Annotated in this window: 16 protein-coding genes; 6 read left to right on the plus strand and 10 right to left on the minus strand. The window is 40.2% G+C overall.

What is annotated here, in order from left to right; genetic code table 11:
• Positions 1-2: 2 nt before the first annotated feature.
• From upp to DX873_RS15700, 3 genes are all read right to left on the minus strand, one after another.
• Positions 3-656, minus strand: coding sequence for a uracil phosphoribosyltransferase (upp, locus tag DX873_RS15690; RefSeq protein WP_116185431.1), 654 nt, complete (start codon positions 654-656; stop codon positions 3-5).
• Between the two features lie 154 nt (positions 657-810).
• Positions 811-1,026 (minus strand): dodecin family protein, encoded by a 216-nt coding sequence (locus tag DX873_RS15695; protein WP_116185432.1) that lies wholly within the window; start codon positions 1,024-1,026, stop codon positions 811-813.
• A gap of 32 nt (positions 1,027-1,058) precedes the next feature.
• The gene (locus DX873_RS15700) at positions 1,059-1,574 is read right to left on the minus strand and encodes a nicotinate-nucleotide adenylyltransferase (RefSeq protein WP_116185433.1); all 516 of its coding nucleotides are present in this window, start codon (positions 1,572-1,574) and stop codon (positions 1,059-1,061) included.
• 747 nt (positions 1,575-2,321) lie between these two features.
• Between DX873_RS15700 and DX873_RS15715 the strand changes: the two genes are divergently transcribed.
• Entirely contained in the window at positions 2,322-3,065 is a 744-nt protein-coding gene (locus DX873_RS15715; protein WP_116185436.1) for a slipin family protein, read from the plus strand.
• A 32-nt stretch (positions 3,066-3,097) separates the two neighbouring features.
• On the opposite strand, the gene DX873_RS15720 is transcribed toward DX873_RS15715, so the two are convergent.
• From DX873_RS15720 to DX873_RS15750, 7 genes are all read right to left on the minus strand, one after another.
• On the minus strand, positions 3,098-3,853 hold the full coding sequence (locus tag DX873_RS15720) for a YoaP domain-containing protein (protein ID WP_116185437.1): 756 nt from the start codon (positions 3,851-3,853) through the stop codon (positions 3,098-3,100).
• A 24-nt stretch (positions 3,854-3,877) separates the two neighbouring features.
• On the minus strand, positions 3,878-4,558 hold the full coding sequence (locus DX873_RS15725; RefSeq protein ID WP_116185438.1) for an FMN-binding protein: 681 nt from the start codon (positions 4,556-4,558) through the stop codon (positions 3,878-3,880).
• Between the two features lie 199 nt (positions 4,559-4,757).
• Positions 4,758-5,462 carry a purine-nucleoside phosphorylase gene (gene deoD / locus DX873_RS15730; protein WP_116185439.1) on the minus strand — a complete coding sequence of 235 codons (705 nt, stop codon included), beginning with the start codon at positions 5,460-5,462 and terminating at the stop codon, positions 4,758-4,760.
• Between the two features lie 6 nt (positions 5,463-5,468).
• Positions 5,469-6,107, minus strand: coding sequence for a deoxyribose-phosphate aldolase (gene deoC / locus DX873_RS15735; RefSeq protein WP_116185440.1), 639 nt, complete (start codon positions 6,105-6,107; stop codon positions 5,469-5,471).
• 3 nt (positions 6,108-6,110) lie between these two features.
• A complete protein-coding gene (locus DX873_RS15740; protein WP_116185441.1) occupies positions 6,111-6,515 on the minus strand; it encodes a hypothetical protein in 405 nt (134 codons plus the stop codon).
• 92 nt (positions 6,516-6,607) lie between these two features.
• Complete coding sequence (locus DX873_RS15745) at positions 6,608-7,957, minus strand: sensor histidine kinase (RefSeq protein WP_116185442.1); 1,350 nt, start codon at positions 7,955-7,957, stop codon at positions 6,608-6,610.
• Entirely contained in the window at positions 7,957-9,321 is a 1,365-nt protein-coding gene (locus DX873_RS15750) for a sigma-54-dependent transcriptional regulator (protein ID WP_116185443.1), read from the minus strand. The genes DX873_RS15745 and DX873_RS15750 overlap by 1 nt, the downstream gene beginning before the upstream one ends.
• A 199-nt stretch (positions 9,322-9,520) precedes the next feature.
• Here DX873_RS15750 and DX873_RS15755 point away from each other — a divergent pair, with 199 nt between their 5' ends.
• From DX873_RS15755 to DX873_RS15775, 5 genes are read left to right on the plus strand one after another with little or no spacing between them, the layout of a single operon-like run.
• Positions 9,521-10,867 carry a TolC family protein gene (locus tag DX873_RS15755; protein WP_116185444.1) on the plus strand — a complete coding sequence of 449 codons (1,347 nt, stop codon included), beginning with the start codon at positions 9,521-9,523 and terminating at the stop codon, positions 10,865-10,867.
• Positions 10,868-10,876: 9 nt separating this feature from the next.
• Complete coding sequence (locus DX873_RS15760) at positions 10,877-12,127, plus strand: efflux RND transporter periplasmic adaptor subunit (protein WP_116185445.1); 1,251 nt, start codon at positions 10,877-10,879, stop codon at positions 12,125-12,127.
• A 58-nt stretch (positions 12,128-12,185) separates the two neighbouring features.
• The gene (locus DX873_RS15765; RefSeq protein WP_116185446.1) at positions 12,186-12,881 is read left to right on the plus strand and encodes an ABC transporter ATP-binding protein; all 696 of its coding nucleotides are present in this window, start codon (positions 12,186-12,188) and stop codon (positions 12,879-12,881) included.
• A gap of 42 nt (positions 12,882-12,923) precedes the next feature.
• The gene (locus tag DX873_RS15770; RefSeq protein WP_116185447.1) at positions 12,924-15,308 is read left to right on the plus strand and encodes an ABC transporter permease; all 2,385 of its coding nucleotides are present in this window, start codon (positions 12,924-12,926) and stop codon (positions 15,306-15,308) included.
• 22 nt (positions 15,309-15,330) lie between these two features.
• Positions 15,331-17,763: an ABC transporter permease gene (locus DX873_RS15775; RefSeq protein WP_116185448.1), complete on the plus strand. Its 2,433-nt coding sequence runs from the start codon at positions 15,331-15,333 to the stop codon at positions 17,761-17,763.
• Position 17,764 lies beyond the last annotated feature (1 nt).

The following is a 17,764-nucleotide window of genomic DNA, read 5'->3' on the forward strand; positions in this document are numbered from 1 at the left end:
GATCAGAGTTTTACACCAAAGGCTAAATCTCCTGCATCGCCCAATCCTGGAAGAATGTAACCCCGGTCGTTCAATTCCTCATCAACGGCTGCTATCCATAATTCGGTTTCCGTAGGAAAGACTTTTTGAACATAGTCAATACCGGCCTCGGAGCCAATCACGGAAACAATATGGATTTTTGCGGGCGTACCATGCCCGCGCAATACGTTCAGAACGTTTTCAAGGGTCTTACCGGTAGCCAACATGGGGTCGGTCAATATCAAGGTTTTTCCATCCAACGAAGGCGCAGCAAAATACTTTACCACGACCTCAAAGTCGTCCTCATTGTTTGGGTGGTGCCTAAAAGCGGATATGAATGCATTTTCGGCACGGTCAAAATAACTCAACAGTCCTTGGTGCAATGGCAACCCCGCCCTTAGAATAGAACAAAGCACCAAATCATCCTTTATGAGGGACATTTTTTTGGAACCCAGTGGAGTCTCGACAGTGTTAGGTCCATAGTCCAGGGTTTTACTCAGTTCATATGCTAGAACTTCTCCAATACGTTCTATATTTCGTCTAAAACGCATGGAATCCTTTTGAATTTTACTATCCCTTATTTCAGCGGTAAAAGTGTTCAGCAATGAATTGGAATGGTCAAAACGATGAATCTTCATCTTACAAATTTTGTTTAGATTGGCTTCGATAAAAATACATCTAAAATTGGGATGTAAAGGAATTGGATGTTTATAATGAAACGGGAAAGAAAAGATTTTTGAGCATGGGGTGTTTTCACTTCGACTAAATAAAAACACCCCCTTTAACCATTAATCAGGTTGCTACTTCTTCAGTGATTGCAAAACAAACTTTAGCGTTAACTCGGTATTCGGAAATCATGTTGTTTTCCACGGTCACCTGCATATCTTTGATATAGACAGATTTGATTCCTCTTACTGTTTTTGACGCTTCCGTTACAATGTTCTGCACCGCTTCCTCAAAACTCTCGGTGGAGTTGCCAAGGATTTCAATAACTTTTAAAACGGACATGTTAAATACTTTAGGGTTACTTTACAAAGCAATTACAAGAAGTTGCCCCCAGCGTCCAATTTAACCCTCAATACCTTATCACCATTGACCAATTTGAGTTTGTATTTTTTGGTTATTCCATCTACGTCGTGGTAACGCACCAAATACACATCTTTGGTTATGGCCCATTCTGGGAATCTATCCAAAATGGCTTCTTTTACTGCAAGGGGTAGGTTGATGTCTTTGTACTTCTCTGCTGTCCTTAGAATCTTACCATTCTTATCGTAAGTGGCCAGGATACTGCCATCTGGGACATAGAAAGCAACTTCATAAAAATCATATTCATCAAAATAGATGTCGGAGTTCCTAATGTCATATGCCGCAGCCTTTCTTTCCAATGCTATTACCGGAACAGAAGCTACTTCTTGGGTGTTCGCATTGGTTAAATATTTGTAGTTGGTAGCATAGACAATAACCTCTGAGAGTTCCTCAGTTTTTATCTTAGTAATTTGCGCATAGGCAGGGATGGTCAGCCCCAGTACCAATAGACCTAGCAATAACTTTTTCATGATATTATTTTTAATAGATTTTTTGCGGTACTTAAATGCTCCCTTCCTTTTTGCGAGGGAAGCCAAATGTAGTGGGAGGCATATATTAATGCAATGACCCGGGTCAGCTGACCGATTTATTTAAAAATGCGATTAAAAACTTTGAATTTTTTTGATGAAAATGACCTATGTCATTTCAGGGTTAAAAATGAGGTATTACTTTGCTGCCATCTTTGAAAAAAGGTTCTTTGAAAATACGATGGGCTTTTTTTGGAAACCTGAAGTCAGTAAAAGTCCATTAAAAAGGAAGGTGTTAAAAAGAGGTCATTGGTACTGTGGTTTTGATTCGTGTCTAGAGATAGGTAAGTATTGAAAATTACTATGGTACTAAAGGCATTGATTTAATACTTTCTGGGAAACTGGAGCATTTACATGCTCCAGTTTCCTGAAAATAAAAACTTTGATTCTTTGAATCAAAGCCCATGAAGTTTTCGCGGTGCAAACATGAGTTGGCCCTTGGGTCATTTTCCCACAAAGTGGAATAAGGGTTGGTCTTACTATTTGGATCGAAAATTTCATAGAAAACAGGAAGCCAATGGCTTCCTGTTTTTGTTTATGCCCAAGACCGCACTATTGTCCATTTTCTTACTGATCTGTATCATGCCATGCGCCGGTTTGACTGCGTATTTTTATAAGAATCTGTTTTTTATTCTTTGCTGGTGCATTTGAATCCTATTAAAAGTATTAGTTAACCAAAACCTAGAAGCTATGAATCCGTTGGCCTTATTTTCTATTCTAATTGCCATAATCTTATTGGCGGGAATACGAATCGTTTTTGAATATAAGAGAGCATTGAAATTTCGTTTTGGTAAGTATATCAAAACATTACAACCTGGCTTTAGATGGATTATTCCCTTGGTAGAAACCATACAGATCGTGGATATCCGTGTAATCACCATTAATATAGTCTCTCAAGAAGTTATGACAGAGGACAATGTTCCCTGTAGCATAGATGGAGTTGTATTTTTTAAGATAAATGACCCTGAAAAGGCAGTTTTGGAGGTCGAGGAATATGATTTTGCCATCACCCAACTGTCCCAGGCAGCTTTGCGGGATGTGTGTGGTAAGGTGGAGTTGGATACTATTTTGTCCAAACGAGAGGAAATGGGTAAGAACATTAAGAGTATTGTGGAAACCGAAACCTCTCATTGGGGAATTGAAATCATGGATGTCAAGATAAAAGACATACAACTGCCCGAAAACATGAAAAGAATGATGGCGAATCAGGCTGAAGCCGAAAGGTCTAGAAGGGCACGGATTATTTTGGCAGAAGCCGAAGAACAGGCTGCCGGTAAATTGTTGGAAGCTGGTGTTCAGATAGACAAATCTCCATCCGCAATCAAACTGAGACTATATCAAACTTTGTCCAATATTGCAGCCGAGAAGAATTCTACGATTCTTTTCCCATTTCCGGAAGAGGTATTACCCAGAAATTCAAAGGACAAAGCTTAAAAACAAAGATTGGCATTGACCCAAATATTAAATTATTTGACCATAGCCTTCTTTAAAATATTTCTAAACCTGGTTGCACTGATGTAGTGGTCCGACACTAGTTTTCCATCATGCAAAAGACCAAAGGTTCCATATCCTGATGGTGCATTTTTGGCTTCTTGGGCGGTCTTTATTTCATGAATCTTGAGGTCAATATCAAAATCCATGGCAGTATTTAAAAGGTCGGTCACCGATTTTTGATGCCATGGACATTGGTCTGCATAAAGCAAATGCCAACCTTGGTATTCTTTTTGGGTCACGGTCCAATCCAATAATTCTGGATTTTTCGCTGAGGGGTTCAATTTTTTGAAGAGAAGGTCAAATCGACCTTTATGATCAACGGGAATAAAACCATTCTTTTCAAAAACAGTCTTATCTGCCATCCATGCTCCTTTACTGACCATGGCACAGATTCCGTCCATTTTAGCCTCCAAACTTTCTCGCTCTACCTCGTTTATCAAAATACTGCCATTTCCTTTTTCCCTGTCCTTTTTGGAATGTACCATAATACAATGGATGAACATCAGGTTATGGCCTTCAATGGGTCGCCATGCTTGTTCCACCGGAACATATTCAATAAATCCCAGCATATTGTCTTCATCATCCTTAAGGATTTTCATCCGGACACCCTCAGCATATCTTTTCTCAAACCATTTTCTCTTGCTATCAAAAGCCGGACTGGTAATGTCCTTAACACAATACAAGGTCTCTTTTTGTACGTTTTCTGGGGTAACCTGAATTATTTTCATAATGCTTTTTGTTTTTGGATTGATTTAGGATTTATTGGTTGTTTCTAAATAGGGCCTATACTTTTCAATTCCTTCATTCATCATTTGGATAACAGCCGTTGTGGTCACGGTAGCTCCTGATATTCCATCAATAATTGTGCGACCTTCAACCAACATTTTTCCACCTTGGGACTGTCCGAAATTATTTCCTTGCCATTCTATTTTGGCTTTGCTGAACAAGTTTTCAAATGATGACAGGGAAATGCCATCACCATATCCCTCTGATTCTGCTCTGTGGTCAAATTCAACTTTAACTATTTCCATTGTTGATTTGTCCATCAAAACCTTCCCCCAGATGTTGCCTCCATACCCTTTTTCGGACACAATTAATACACAGTTTGTGGTATTCTTGATTTCAAATAATGGCAATGCATCCATTGTTTTTGTTTTTTTAGCTTTCTTGTAAATGGAGACCAGTTCTTCCATTTTCTCCTCTCTTACTCCCGAAGAATCCAACACCTTAAATTTCAAATGGGTTTTTACGTCTGTTGGATCGGTAATGGAGATATCCGCGAATTGTATTATTTCCTTCATTGATTTTGAGAGGACCTTAGGCGGTTCCTGTTCTATTTTTTGAGGAGGTTGTTCAGTTTTGGTTTGAGCAGATTTTTCTTTGCAGCTCCAAATAACCGTGATGAGGACTAGAAATAGCAGTTTTGTTTTCATGATGATCCGATTTTAGGGTTTTACTTTAAAATGAGGACATAAACTTAAGCTCTGGTGGCTGCGCTCAAGCCTTTTCAAAAGCATTGGACAAAATAGGAACTGGAAGCAAAAGGAGAAATGATCGTTGTCAGATTTCTCCCTTTTTCAATCTTTTTTTGGATGATATCAAATGGTTGGGAAGACATCCTCCCCCAAAGAATTATGCCATTGCCGCTGCAAGGGCAATTTCTACCATATCTTTAAAAGAAGTTTCACGTTCTGTGGAGGAAAGGTGGTCTCCAGTGACCAGGGAATCCGAAATAGTAAGCACAGTCAAAGCACGTACATCATATTTAGCAGCAATGGTGTAGAGTCCGGCTGTTTCCATTTCAACACAAAGTATTCCGTATTGTGCCCATAATTTATACTCATCGGGATCGTCCCCGTAGAATTCGTCGGAAGAAAGTACGTTTCCAGCTTTTATTGGGATGTTATTTTCTCGTGCATAGTTGACGGCTTCAATAAATAAGTCGAAATTGGCAGTCGGAGAATAATCTGAATTGATGAATCTTGAGTTGTTCATTCCGGATGTTGTAGATGCAGCCATGGCCAAAACCACATCGTTGAGCTTTACATCTTTTTGATATGAACCTGCCGATCCAACCCTAATAATGTTTTTGACCCCATAATCCTTAATGAGCTCATGAAAATAGATCATTGCCGAAGGCATCCCCATTCCACTTCCTTGAACGGATACACGTTCACCTTTATAGGTACCGGTGTATCCCAGCATACCTCTTACCCGATTGTAGCAGAAAGCGTCTTCCAGAAATGTTTCAGCTATCCATTTGGCCCGTAGGGGATCTCCGGGCATAAGTACAGTTTCCGCTATTTCGCCTTTTTTGGCTTCAATGTGTATGCTCATAGGATTTTACTTTACTAGTGAGGGGCCGGAAGAGGTGCCAATTCGCTCTACACCCAATTCAATGTATTTTATGGCGGTCTCTTTGTCCCTAACACCGCCAGATGCTTTGATTTTGGCTTTTCCTGCTACCATTTTCTTCATTAAGGCAACGTCTTCAAAGGTGGCTCCTCCGCTACCAAAACCGGTTGAGGTCTTTACAAAATCGGCGTTGGCTTCTACCGACAAGATACAAGCCCTTTTCTTTTCTTCTTCGGAAAGAAAACAGGTCTCTAAGATGACTTTTAATAGCTTATCTCCAATGGCTCGCTTTATTTCTGCTATTTCTTCACGGACCAAATCATCCATATTGGATTTTAACCATCCAATGTTGATGACCATGTCTATTTCGTCGGCACCATGTTCAATACAATTTTTTGCTTCAAAAACTTTTGCTTCGGTGGACATAGCGCCCAGTGGAAACCCAATTACTGCCGCTAACTTTACTTCCGAACCTTTTAGCGATTCTTTTGCGAGTCCAACATGGCACCCATTTACACAAACAGCCTTGAAACCATAGGTTTTGGCTTCTTTGCAAAGTTCTTGAATTTCTGCAGGAGTGGCAGTTGGTTTTAGGTTGGTATGATCTATAAAATTCTTTAGTTGCATAGATTATTTGGCCAAGAGTTGTTTCAATCTAAAGATAATCAACATCTCGGACTTGTTTTTTCCTGCAAAGGAGCTTGCTATGGCCTCTGCAGTTTCCAAAATTAGAGATTTAAGCTCTGGGGTGAACTTCTTCGGATGTTCTTTATAGAATTCCTTGAATTCGCTGAAATATTCTTCATCATCTTTCTCTTCATTTTCCAGCCAGTCAAATACAATTTCTATTTGGTAGGCAGAATCTGTATTGAATTCATCTTCATAATCATCAACATCCAACCAATTTTGTCGTACATACTTTCGTAATCTGGTTACCTCAACAGGTCTCACCTTGTTGTCAGCCATGGCCACTGCATAAAAGAGTTTGCCCAGGCTCTGGTAGAACTCGTTTCCTATTTTTTCTGAATTTAGCATGCCAAGAGTTTTATTTCTATTAAAAGTAGAACCTATAGTGTTTGTTTTTTATGATTTTGGTCAGCTGAAAAGTTCAAAATTCTGATCAACCTTTAAAAATCCAGGGTAAATACAGTTTCCTTGTTGGGCACCGATCGTACATTCAAACTACCCCCGTGAAGCTGAAGTATTTGCTTGGAGAGGCTGAGTCCAATTCCGGTCCCTGAATTTTTGGTGGTGAAGAAGGGAACAAAGATTTCATTGATCAAATCTTCGGGTATTCCCGGTCCGTTGTCCCAGACTTGTATATATTTTTTCCCATTAGGGCCAGTTCCTGCCCAGAGTACGATTTTTCCATTTTCATGGCCTTCCAAGGACTGCACCGCGTTTTTGCCCAAATTCACCAATACCTGTGTGATTTGTTTCTCGTCTAGAAAGAACTCAAGTTCTTTGGGTTGCACTTGAATGGTAACTTCCAAATTTTGGGAGGTTTTTGATGGAGGCAAAAGCAGTTTCACTTTTTCCAGCAGATTTTGCGCATTTGCAAGGGTTTTATCCGGCTCGGGAACATTGAGGAAAGTCCGGTAAGATTGGACAAACTCCATCAAATTGCTTCCTTGTTCCTTGATTACTTCCAACCCCTTTGCCGCGTTGACCATCTGCTCACTGTCCAACTGTTTTTCAATGATTCTACCATCCTTTCCAACAAAATACCTTAAAACGGAATCCGATATTGAGGTGATTGGAGTAATGGTGTTCATAATTTCATGGGTCAATACCCTGATCAACTTTACCCAGGAGTCTGTTTCCTTTTCATCAAGTTCTTTATGGATATCCTGGACCACTACCAGAAGCAAAGGTTGTTCATCCAAAGAAATGGATTTACTTTTTATGGCGAGTTGGGTCTTTTCCCGTTCGTTTGTAAGTTGAAAAAGCTTTCGATCAAAAGGTTTTAGTTGCGAAAAGAGCAGGTAAAGCTCTTGATCCACTTGTTGCAGCTGCTTAATATGGTTCAGAGGTTTATGGTTCAATAGCTTTTCAACGGTAGGGTTTGAAAATAGGATATGCCCCTTTTCATTATAGGTAAGAATACCAATATTGGCCTGTTTTAGAATTTCTTGATAATACCTTTCCCGTATCTGGAGTTGAAGATGTACTTCCTGTATGAGTCTATTTACCCTATTGAGGCTAACATTAAGGTCCTTAAAGGACTCAATGGCCACTTTTTCAGGGAAACGTAACGTGAAATCTTCATTTTTAATGGCATCAAAGAAATAGGCTATTTTACGATTGGTCCTGTTGATATAATGTATCAAAGAGTAAACCTGAAAGGGAAAAATAATTACTGAAATACTCAAGAGTATCCACCAAGATTTTGACCAGGAAAATGCCAACAGCAATGCGGTTAGGGTTATGCCAATAATCCTAAAAATCAATTGAAGATAAAAGTTGCGACTTGCCATCAGTTACCTTGCTTTTTGAGTTTGTTGTAAAGGGTTTGTCTGGTTATCCCCAATTGTTCGGCGGCAGCGCTCTGATTTCCTTCATGTCTTTCCAAGGCCTTCCTGATCATTTGTTGTTCCATCTCATCCAAGGTCAAAGGGGAATCTGTAGACGAGGGATGGAATTTGTTATGAAAAGGAAAGTCATTGGCCTTGAGGACTTGTCCATCACTTAATATGATGGCTCTCTCAACGGTGTGTTGTAATTCCCTAATATTACCAGGCCAGTGATACCCGGATAGTTTCTCTTCGGCAGCGTGGTTTAGTCTAAGCCCGGCTTTACCATATTTAGCGCTGAATTTCTTTAAAAAGAAATCGGCAAGCAAAAGGATGTCGTTGTCCCTGTCCCGCAAAGCCGGAACTTCAATATGAATAGTATTGATCCTGTACAAAAGGTCTTCGCGAAAAATACCATCCGCTACCATTTGTTCCAGATTACAGTTTGTGGCGCATACCAATCGGATATCTACGGGAATGGGCTTGTTGGACCCCACCTTGACAATGGTCTTGTTTTGAATGGCCGATAGCAATTTTGCCTGCATTTGCAGGGAAAGATTGCCTATTTCGTCCAAAAAGAGGGTTCCTCCATTGGCGGCTTCAAATTTTCCGGTTCTATCTTCCTTGGCATCGGTAAAAGAGCCTTTGGTATGCCCAAAAAGTTCACTTTCAAACAGATTTTCAGATATGGAACCCATATCCACATTGATAAAGACTTCGTCTTTTCTTTTAGATTTCTGATGAATTTCCCTGGCTATGAGCTCTTTACCAGTTCCATTTTCACCAGTAATCAGAACATTGACGTCTGTTTTGGCAACTTTGTCAACAAGGCTCAACACGGTGTTTAGGGCCCTGCTGTTCCCAATTATAAAGTTTTTATTCTGATTGATGACCTGTTTTAAACTGCTTTCTTTTTGTTTTAGCTGCTGAACTTCCTTCCTTGTTTTCCGAAGTTGATAGGCCGATTTTACCGTGGCCAACAATTTCTCATTGTTCCAGGGCTTTAGAATAAAATCTGCAGCTCCTTCCTTTAGTGCTTTTACTGCCAGATCTACCGCTCCATAGGCGGTCATCATGATAACTGATGTATTTGGTGCTTTTTTTCGGATTTCCTTCAACCAAAACAACCCTTCATTACCGGTGTTCACCCCGGCAGAAAAGTTCATGTCCAATAACACGATATCAAAACTGCTTAGATCGGGGAAAGATGACAATTGATTTGGATTGGAAATGGAATCCACGGTCTTGTATTCAAACTGAAGCAAGATTTCCAGAGCGCTTAAAATGCTCTTATTGTCATCGACCAATAATATTTTGCAGTCGGTCATATATCAATGGATTAGATAGTCTAAAACTACAATTTGAAAATTGCTCTTGGATCAAAGTGTAAAAATATTTTACATTATTGGTATAAAAATTTGACAGGTTTATTTACCCTAAAAAATATTTATCAATTTAAAATATTGATTTTCAGTTAATTGAAATTGTGGCACGCGTATGGAATAAGAAATGGCACACAAGTAAATTATGTACAGATTAAATCTCATAGTATTTTTCCTTTTGATGATGCCGATATCATGTGTAGTTGCCCAGAATGTTTGGACTTTGGACGATTGCGTGGCCTATGCCCTGGAGCACAACCTAAATCTTAAGGATTTTCAATATAACCAGGATGCTAACAAAGAAACCTATAGACAATCGGTTAGGGATTTACTTCCCACGATTAGTGGTAGTGCAGACTACTCCATTCGTTATGGTCGTCAGGTAAATCCGGAAGACAATAGTATTGTAAATACTGATATTTTTTCTAACAACTATTCTTTGGATGCTTCTTTTGATGTATTTAGGGGGTTTCAGAAAATCAATACTATAAAAGCCTCTAAATTTTTATATAAGGCAACCAAACAGGAAAGCTTACAACAAAAATATTTATTGGCTTTTCGAGTGATGTCTGCTTACTACGACATTCAGTTTATAGAAGGGCTAATCATTATTTCTGAAGAACAGGTAGACATATCGCAGACCAACTACAATTTGGTAAAAAGACAAGTAGAACTGGGGGTCATGGCAGGTGCGGATCTGTATGAAGCCGAGTCTCTTTTGTTTTCCGATAAATTGGCCCTGACCCAAAACCAAAATCGTTTAAAAGCAGCAAAATTGACCTTGATACAGGCCATGAACCTAGAAGGGGAAAGTGATATTGCTATTCTGCCAGAACCCGATGTTATCCAAAGTCAAGAGCATGCAACCGTGGTCGTTTCCGATTCTATTTTTAGAAAGGCAAAGGGATTTATGCCATCTATAAAGGCCCAAGCCTATCGGGTAAAAGCAGCCAAAAAGCAATTGGCGGTAACCCGTGGGGGTTTATATCCTTCATTATCTATAGGTGGGGGAATTGGCTCTGGTTATTTTGAAACGATTCGGGATACTTTGGGCAATACTATACCTTTTAGGGACCAATTTCGCGATAATAGATTTGAATATGTAGGAGCCCGTTTAAACGTTCCCATCTTTAATGCATGGGCCAATCGCTCAAGAATAAAACAGCAAAAAATTGAGTTGGAACGTGCTAAGAATACTGCTAAGGTTACGGAGCAGGAGCTATTTCAAATCATACAACAATTGGTGCAAGAACATGATGCGTTGATTGCAGAAACAGAACAGACCATTAAGGCTTCTGAGTCACAACGCCTCGCTTTCAATATTGCACAAAAACGCTATGAAAAAGGTATGATCAATGCCATTGAACTGGGGCAGGCCAAAACACTGTTTGCCACAGCACAAAACCAAAATTTACAAGCGATATTGCGATTAAGGGTGAACAATAGCACCTTGGATTTTTATCGCGGGTTACCAATATTTACTATCAATTAACAAAGAACAATGGATATACAACTCGAAAAGAAAAAAGGACTTCGCCCCAAACATTATGCATACATAGCTGCTGGAGCACTCCTTTTATTTGTGGTCTGGAAGATGGCATTTGGTACTTCTCTGTCTACATATAGAACCGACAAGGAAAAACTTACCATAGCACAAGTCACCCATGGCAAATTCGACGACTATATTACCATAAATGGTAATGTAGCACCAATAGCCACCATTTACATGGATGCTTACGAAGGTGGAAGGGTTACCGAAAAATTGATAGAGGAGGGGGCCATGGTTAAAAAAGGAGATGTCATCCTTAAGTTGGAAAACACCAATCTATACGAGCAGATCTTGGCCAGTGAAAGTAACCTTGCTTTAAAGCAGAACGATCTTAGATCTACCAAACTGACCTTTGATTCCCGTCAGGTTGAAGGTCGTAGGTCTTTGGCCACTGCAAGTACAGACCTGCAACGTACCAAACGTAATTTTGAACAGAACCAGGCACTGTACGATGAAGAACTGATTTCAAAAGAAGAGTATCTGCTTTCTAAGGAAAACTATGAACTTTCCAAAAAGCAATACGAGATAGTAAAACTGCAGACTGAGAATGATGATCAATTGCGTACCACTTCGCTGACCGGACTTGATGAGGACCTTGCTCGAATGAAAAAAACCTTGGGAATGGTTTATGAACGATTGGACCACCTCAATGTAAGGGCACCTGCAGATGGACAGTTGGGCTTTTTAGATGCAGAAATTGGACAGAACATATCCCAGGGAGAGCGTATTGGACAAATAAATGTCTTGACTGATTTTAAAATTGAAGCAGAGATTGATGAGCATTACATTGATCGTGTAAAACGAGATTTGGTAGCCTCGTTTGAACGAAATGGACAGGATTATCCGCTACGCGTTCGAAAAGTATACCCTGAAGTAAGAAATGGAAGGTTCAAGGTGGATTTGGTATTTACCGATCAAAAACCAGAAACCATACGAGCAGGACAGAGCTATAACATTAAGCTTCAACTGGGAGCTTCCAGTGATGCTCTCTTATTGCCCAAGGGAGGCTTTTTCCAGAGTACTGGAGGTCAATGGGTATTTGTGGTTACTGCGGATGAAAACGAAGCCTTAAGACGTAATGTAAGATTGGGGAAACAGAATTCCAGATACTATGAAGTATTGGAAGGGCTTGAACCAGGAGAACAAATAATAACCAGTAATTACGACAGCTTCGGAGAGGCGGAGCGGATAGTTTTAAAATAGTGTTACATCTAGCATAATAAGAGAGTCTATTATAACAAACATTGAAATCAATTAAAAGATGATACAGATAAATAACCTTAAAAAAAGTTTCAGAACAGAGGAAGTTGAAACACTTGCCCTCAATGGAGTAAACCTAAGTGTAGCCGAGGGCGAATTTGTGGCCATCATGGGTCCTTCGGGATGTGGAAAATCTACCTTACTTAACATTATTGGTATGTTGGACAACCCTACGGAGGGAACCTATCAATTTGGAGGACATGAAGTAGGCGGGTTAAAGGAGAGTCAACGAACCCAATTGAGAAAAGGTAACCTTGGTTTCGTTTTTCAAAGCTTCAACCTTATCGATGAGCTTACGGTTTATGAAAATGTGGAACTCCCACTGATTTACTTGAAAATGAGCAAATCGGAACGTAGGGAAAAAGTAAAAAAAGTGTTGGAGCGTATGAAGATTGCCCATAGAGAAAAACATTTTCCGCAACAACTTTCTGGAGGTCAGCAGCAAAGGGTGGCCATAGCAAGGGCGGTGGTGACCAACCCAAAATTGATCTTAGCGGATGAACCTACAGGTAACCTGGATTCAAAAAATGGAATTGAGGTTATGAACCTGCTTACAGAACTGAATCAAGAGGGAACCACTATTGTTATGGTAACACACTCGGACAGGGATTCGCACTATGCACACAGGGTCATTAACCTTTTTGATGGTCAAATCGTCACTGAAAGTCAGAACAAGCCTTTAAAGGCAATGGTATAAGAGTTTATTCATCAATTAAAATCAAATCTAAAGACCAGGGCAATGTTCAAAAATCACATAAAAATAGCTTGGAGAAATCTTATCAAAAGAAAAGTTTTTACGAGCATCAATATTCTAGGACTTGCTATTGGTTTTGGTAGCAGTGTCCTCATTTATCTGTTTTTGTCCCATCACTTGTCTTTTGATAGTTTCCATGAAAATGGGGATAGAATCTATAGAGCGGTCACTGAGGAGCACAGAGATTATATTGACCATGAGGCCAGTGTTCCTCCGGCCTTTGCAAAGGTATTTCGAGAAAATTATCAATATGCCGAAAAGGTGGCCAAAATAGCCAATTGGGAGGAATATCAAATCAATGTTGATGATGGAAATAATCAGAATGCCTTTAAAGAAGACGTGGTTTTTGCAGAGTCGGATTTCTTTGACATCATGACCTTTCCGCTGGTAGTGGATACCGGGACACGGACTCTAGCCGAACCAAATACGGCCTATATCAACGAGGACATGGCCAAAAAAATGTATGGAACCCTCGATGTATTAGGAAAAACTTTTCTCTTTGACAATAAGGAAACCATTGAGGTAATCGGGGTACTTAAAAATTCACCAAAAACTTCATTGATCACGGAAGGCATATTCATTTCCTTTCCAACATTGGAAAAGTTCAATGATTTTTCAGGATTGGAAACCTGGTCAGGAATTTCTACGGATCTCCAGTGTTTTGCTCTTTTACATCCCAATCAAAACATAGCCGAAATTGAAAATGTACTATTGGAGCTTCCTAAAGAGCATAGGCCCAACAGTAAAAATCGACACGAATATAAACTCCAACCTTTAGCAGATATCCATTTCAACCCTGATTATGGAGGGGTTAATCCCGGTTTACTGTGGATTTTTGCCATTATAGGTTTGTTTCTGATAGTAATTGCGAGCATCAATTTTATCAATATATCCACAGCTCAAGCTTTTTATCGGTCTAAGGAAATAGGAATTAGAAAGGTGCTGGGGAGCTTTAGGCAACATCTTTTTTGGCAATTTTTGTCCGAAACCTTTGTGATCAGCCTTTTTGCCATTGCATTGGGGGTGGTTTTAGCTATCCTGTTCCTACCTTCATTTAATGCTCTTTTTGAGTTGGAGCTAACCGCTGAAAGCTTGTTGGATTATCGCTTTTTTGCCTTCATGGTCTTGGTACTTGTGTTGGTCTCTTTCCTGTCCGGAAGTTATCCAGGATTATTGATGTCCCGTATTGTTCCTGTGTTGGCCCTAAAGGGAAAACTCAACCATAATGATACGGGAGGCAGTACCACTCGAAAGGTATTGGTGGTGGTCCAATTTGCCATTTCCATTATCCTGATTGTGGCCACGGTTATAATTTCAAAGCAAATTGATTATGCAATTAATAGTGATTTGGGATTCAATAAGGATTCGATTGTTATGGTCGGTATTCCGGAAGAAAAGGACGTGGTGCAGCTCGAAAGCTTAAAAGATCAGATACAAAGAATTCCGGGAGTCACTCACGTTTCCAACTGTTTGACGAGTCCGGGAGGTTCCATCAATAGTTTAGGTACAAGTTTTAAATACAGCAATCGTCCAGAATATGAGGAATTCAGTATTGAACTGAAACCCATGGATGAAGATTATTTGGAGACCTTTGATATTCCATTAGTGGCCGGTAGGGTATTCTTTAAGCGAGATTCGGTCACAGAGGTTCTTGTAAACGAAAAAGTTCGTGAAAAACTAGGGGTTAATTCAGCAGAAGAACTTCTTGGAAAGCAGATAGAGGCCAATGGAGGATACATTAAAGCGACCATAGTGGGTGTGGTGGCCAATTTTCATGATATTGATTTTACCGAAGAGATCAGTCCAATTTTAATGGCCTACGAACCTCGCTGGTTCGATGAAATAGCCGTTAAAATAGATGCCAGGAGCACTTCAAATATTTTGGCACAGATCGAGGAAAAGTGGTCTGGCCTATTTGGCGGATACATCTACGAACCCCGCTTTTTGGATAATCGTGTGGCCGAACAATATGAAGCGGAACAAAGGTATCTTTCCCTGTCCAAGGTTTTTTCGGCCTTGGCCATACTCATAGGTTGTCTGGGACTCTATGGCCTTATTCTTTTCTTCGTGGGGCAACGCACCAAAGAAATAGGGATCAGAAAGGTTTTGGGCAGTAATGTGGCCAATATTCTGGCCTTGTTTTCCATGGACTTTTTCAAGCTCATATTGATCGCCGGGGTTTTTGCAACTCCCATAGCATGGTATTTAATGGAACAGTGGCTTCAGGGCTATACATATAGAACGGAGATACACTGGTGGATTTTTGCACTGGCCATGGTCTCCATCATGGTGGTCACACTGGTTACCATTAGCTACCAAACGTTAAAAGTGGCCATGACCAGCCCGGTAAAGAGTCTCAGAACAGAATAACAATATCAAAAAACGAACACTCATGTTTAAAAACCAATTAAAAATAGCTTGGAGGAGCATCAAGAAGCAGCCCTTCTTGAATGCGCTAAATACTTTTGGACTAGCCATTGGAATAGCTGGAACCCTTATAATTTGCTTGTTCATCTATGATGAGCTCAGCTATGATCAAATGTTCTTGGACTCAGAAAGGATACACCGAATCAATGTTGACGCAAAATTTGGGGGACCTGGCAGAGAGATGTCGCAAGTTTCAGCCCCTATGGCAGGAGCAATATTGAATGATATTCCGCAAGTAGAGGAAGTCATCCGCTTTAGACCATGGGGTACCACTTCACTGAATAAAATTGATAGTAGAGAATTGGTTTTAGAGGACAATGCCACTTGGGTCGATACCAATGTGGTTTCCATGTTTGGATTGAAAATGTTGTATGGAGATCCCTTAAAAGCTCTGGAGCAACCCAATAGTATGATTTTAACCAAATCAGCGGTGGAAAAACACTTTGAACCTTCCAGTGCTATCGGTCGTGAGTTGATAGTAAATGAAGGACAGACCTTTACCATTACCGGAGTAATAGAAGATTTGCCCCAAAACTCCTTCTTAGCGGAATATTCCGTGTTCATGTCTTTGATGGGCTTTCAGGATGCTTTTCAAAATGAATGGGGAAATCATAACTACAATACATTTATTAAGCTGAAGCACAATGCCGATGCAGCCGATATTGCAGCTCCTCTTCAGGGAATGATGGAAAGATATCTGATACCATATGCCCAACAGTTTTTTCCGGGAATAACCCTAAAAGAATTTGAAGCGGCCGGTAACTACGTGAATTATTCCTCAATGAAATTGACCGATTTGCACCTGCATTCACATAGAGCAGAGGATATGGGAAGAAATGGGGACATCAACAATATTTATATTCTTTCATTCATTGCTCTGTTCCTAATTCTTTTGGCCAGTATAAATTTCATGAATCTGTCCACGGCCTATTCTCTAAAGAGAGCAAAAGAAATCGGAATCAGGAAAACCCTTGGGTCCAATAAAAAGGGAATAATCAGGCAATTTTTGATGGAGTCAGGTTTAATCACATTTGGTTCACTCATCATAGGATTGGCCATGGCTTGGATTGCGTTGCCATTTTTTAACGATTTGGCAGAAAAGGCCATATCCATACCCTATTCAAGCCCCGTTTTCTGGTTGGTTTTATTTGCAGCGGCTATACTCTTGGCCCTGTGTTCTGGTAGCTATCCTGCCTTTTTCATGTCTAAATTTAGACCCGCCAGGGTACTCAAAGGAAGTGGTGAAACCAGCTTGGGAGGAGCAAAACTCAGAAGTGGTCTGGTAATCTTTCAGTTTGCCATTTCGGTTTTTTTGATTATTGGGACCTTGGTTGTTGGAGAACAGCTGCAGTTTATCCAGAATAAAGATTTGGGCTATAGTAAGGACCAAGTTTTGTTGATAAACAACCTGAATAGGCTAAATAATCAAGCAGGGTCATTTAAAGAAGAGGTGAAACAGTTGTCCCAAGTGGCAGATGCGACCTTAAGTGAATTTGTGCCCACCCCTTCCAGTAGAACGGATTCTTCTTTTTTCCTTGAAGGAAAGACAGATCAAGAATCAGCGGTGAACATGCAAGGTTGGAGGGTAGATTATGATTACATGAACACTCTTGACCTTAAATTGGTCTCTGGGCGCGATTTTGATCCTTCCATTGCAACGGATTCCACTGCCATGATAATCAATGAGTCGGCAACCAAGGTACTTGGGCTCTCACCAGAGGAAGTATTGGGAAAACGTGTAGCCAATGGTCTGGGAGAAGATGCTCTAAGCTACTATACAGTAATCGGGGTGGTTAAAAATTTCCATTTTGAAAGTATGCGAAATGTGGTAAGGCCCTTGTCTTTGAGAATTTCTAACAGCTTGGGATACATGGCGGTAAAATTAAAATCTGGAAATTTCGAAGAAACTGTTAGTAAAATTCAGGGTATTTGGGATTCTAGATCGCCCGGTTTATCATTTGACTACCGTTTTATGGATGACTCCTTCAACGAAGTTTATGAAAATGAACGTCGACTGGGTAAGATATTCATCATATTTACCTCCCTGTCCATATTTATTGCCTGCTTGGGGCTGTTCGGTCTGGCAGCGTTCAATGCTCATAAGCGAATAAAGGAAATAGGCGTTCGCAAGGTTTTAGGCGCATCCGTAGGGCAAATCACCTATAGATTATCTGTTGATTTTCTGAAATTGGTAGGTATTGCCATCCTCATAGCATTGCCGATTGGCTGGTTTGCCATGAACCGGTGGTTACAGGATTTTACGTACAGAATTGAGATTGGCGTAGGAATCTTTTTGGCATCTGCCCTTTTGGCCATCCTGATAGCAATGCTTACTGTTAGCTATCAGAGCATTAAAGCCGCGATTGTAAATCCGGTGAAAAGCCTACGAACCGAATAAC

The organism is Flagellimonas nanhaiensis, from assembly GCF_003382275.1.
GTDB classification, from domain to species: Bacteria; Bacteroidota; Bacteroidia; order Flavobacteriales; family Flavobacteriaceae; genus Flagellimonas; species Flagellimonas nanhaiensis.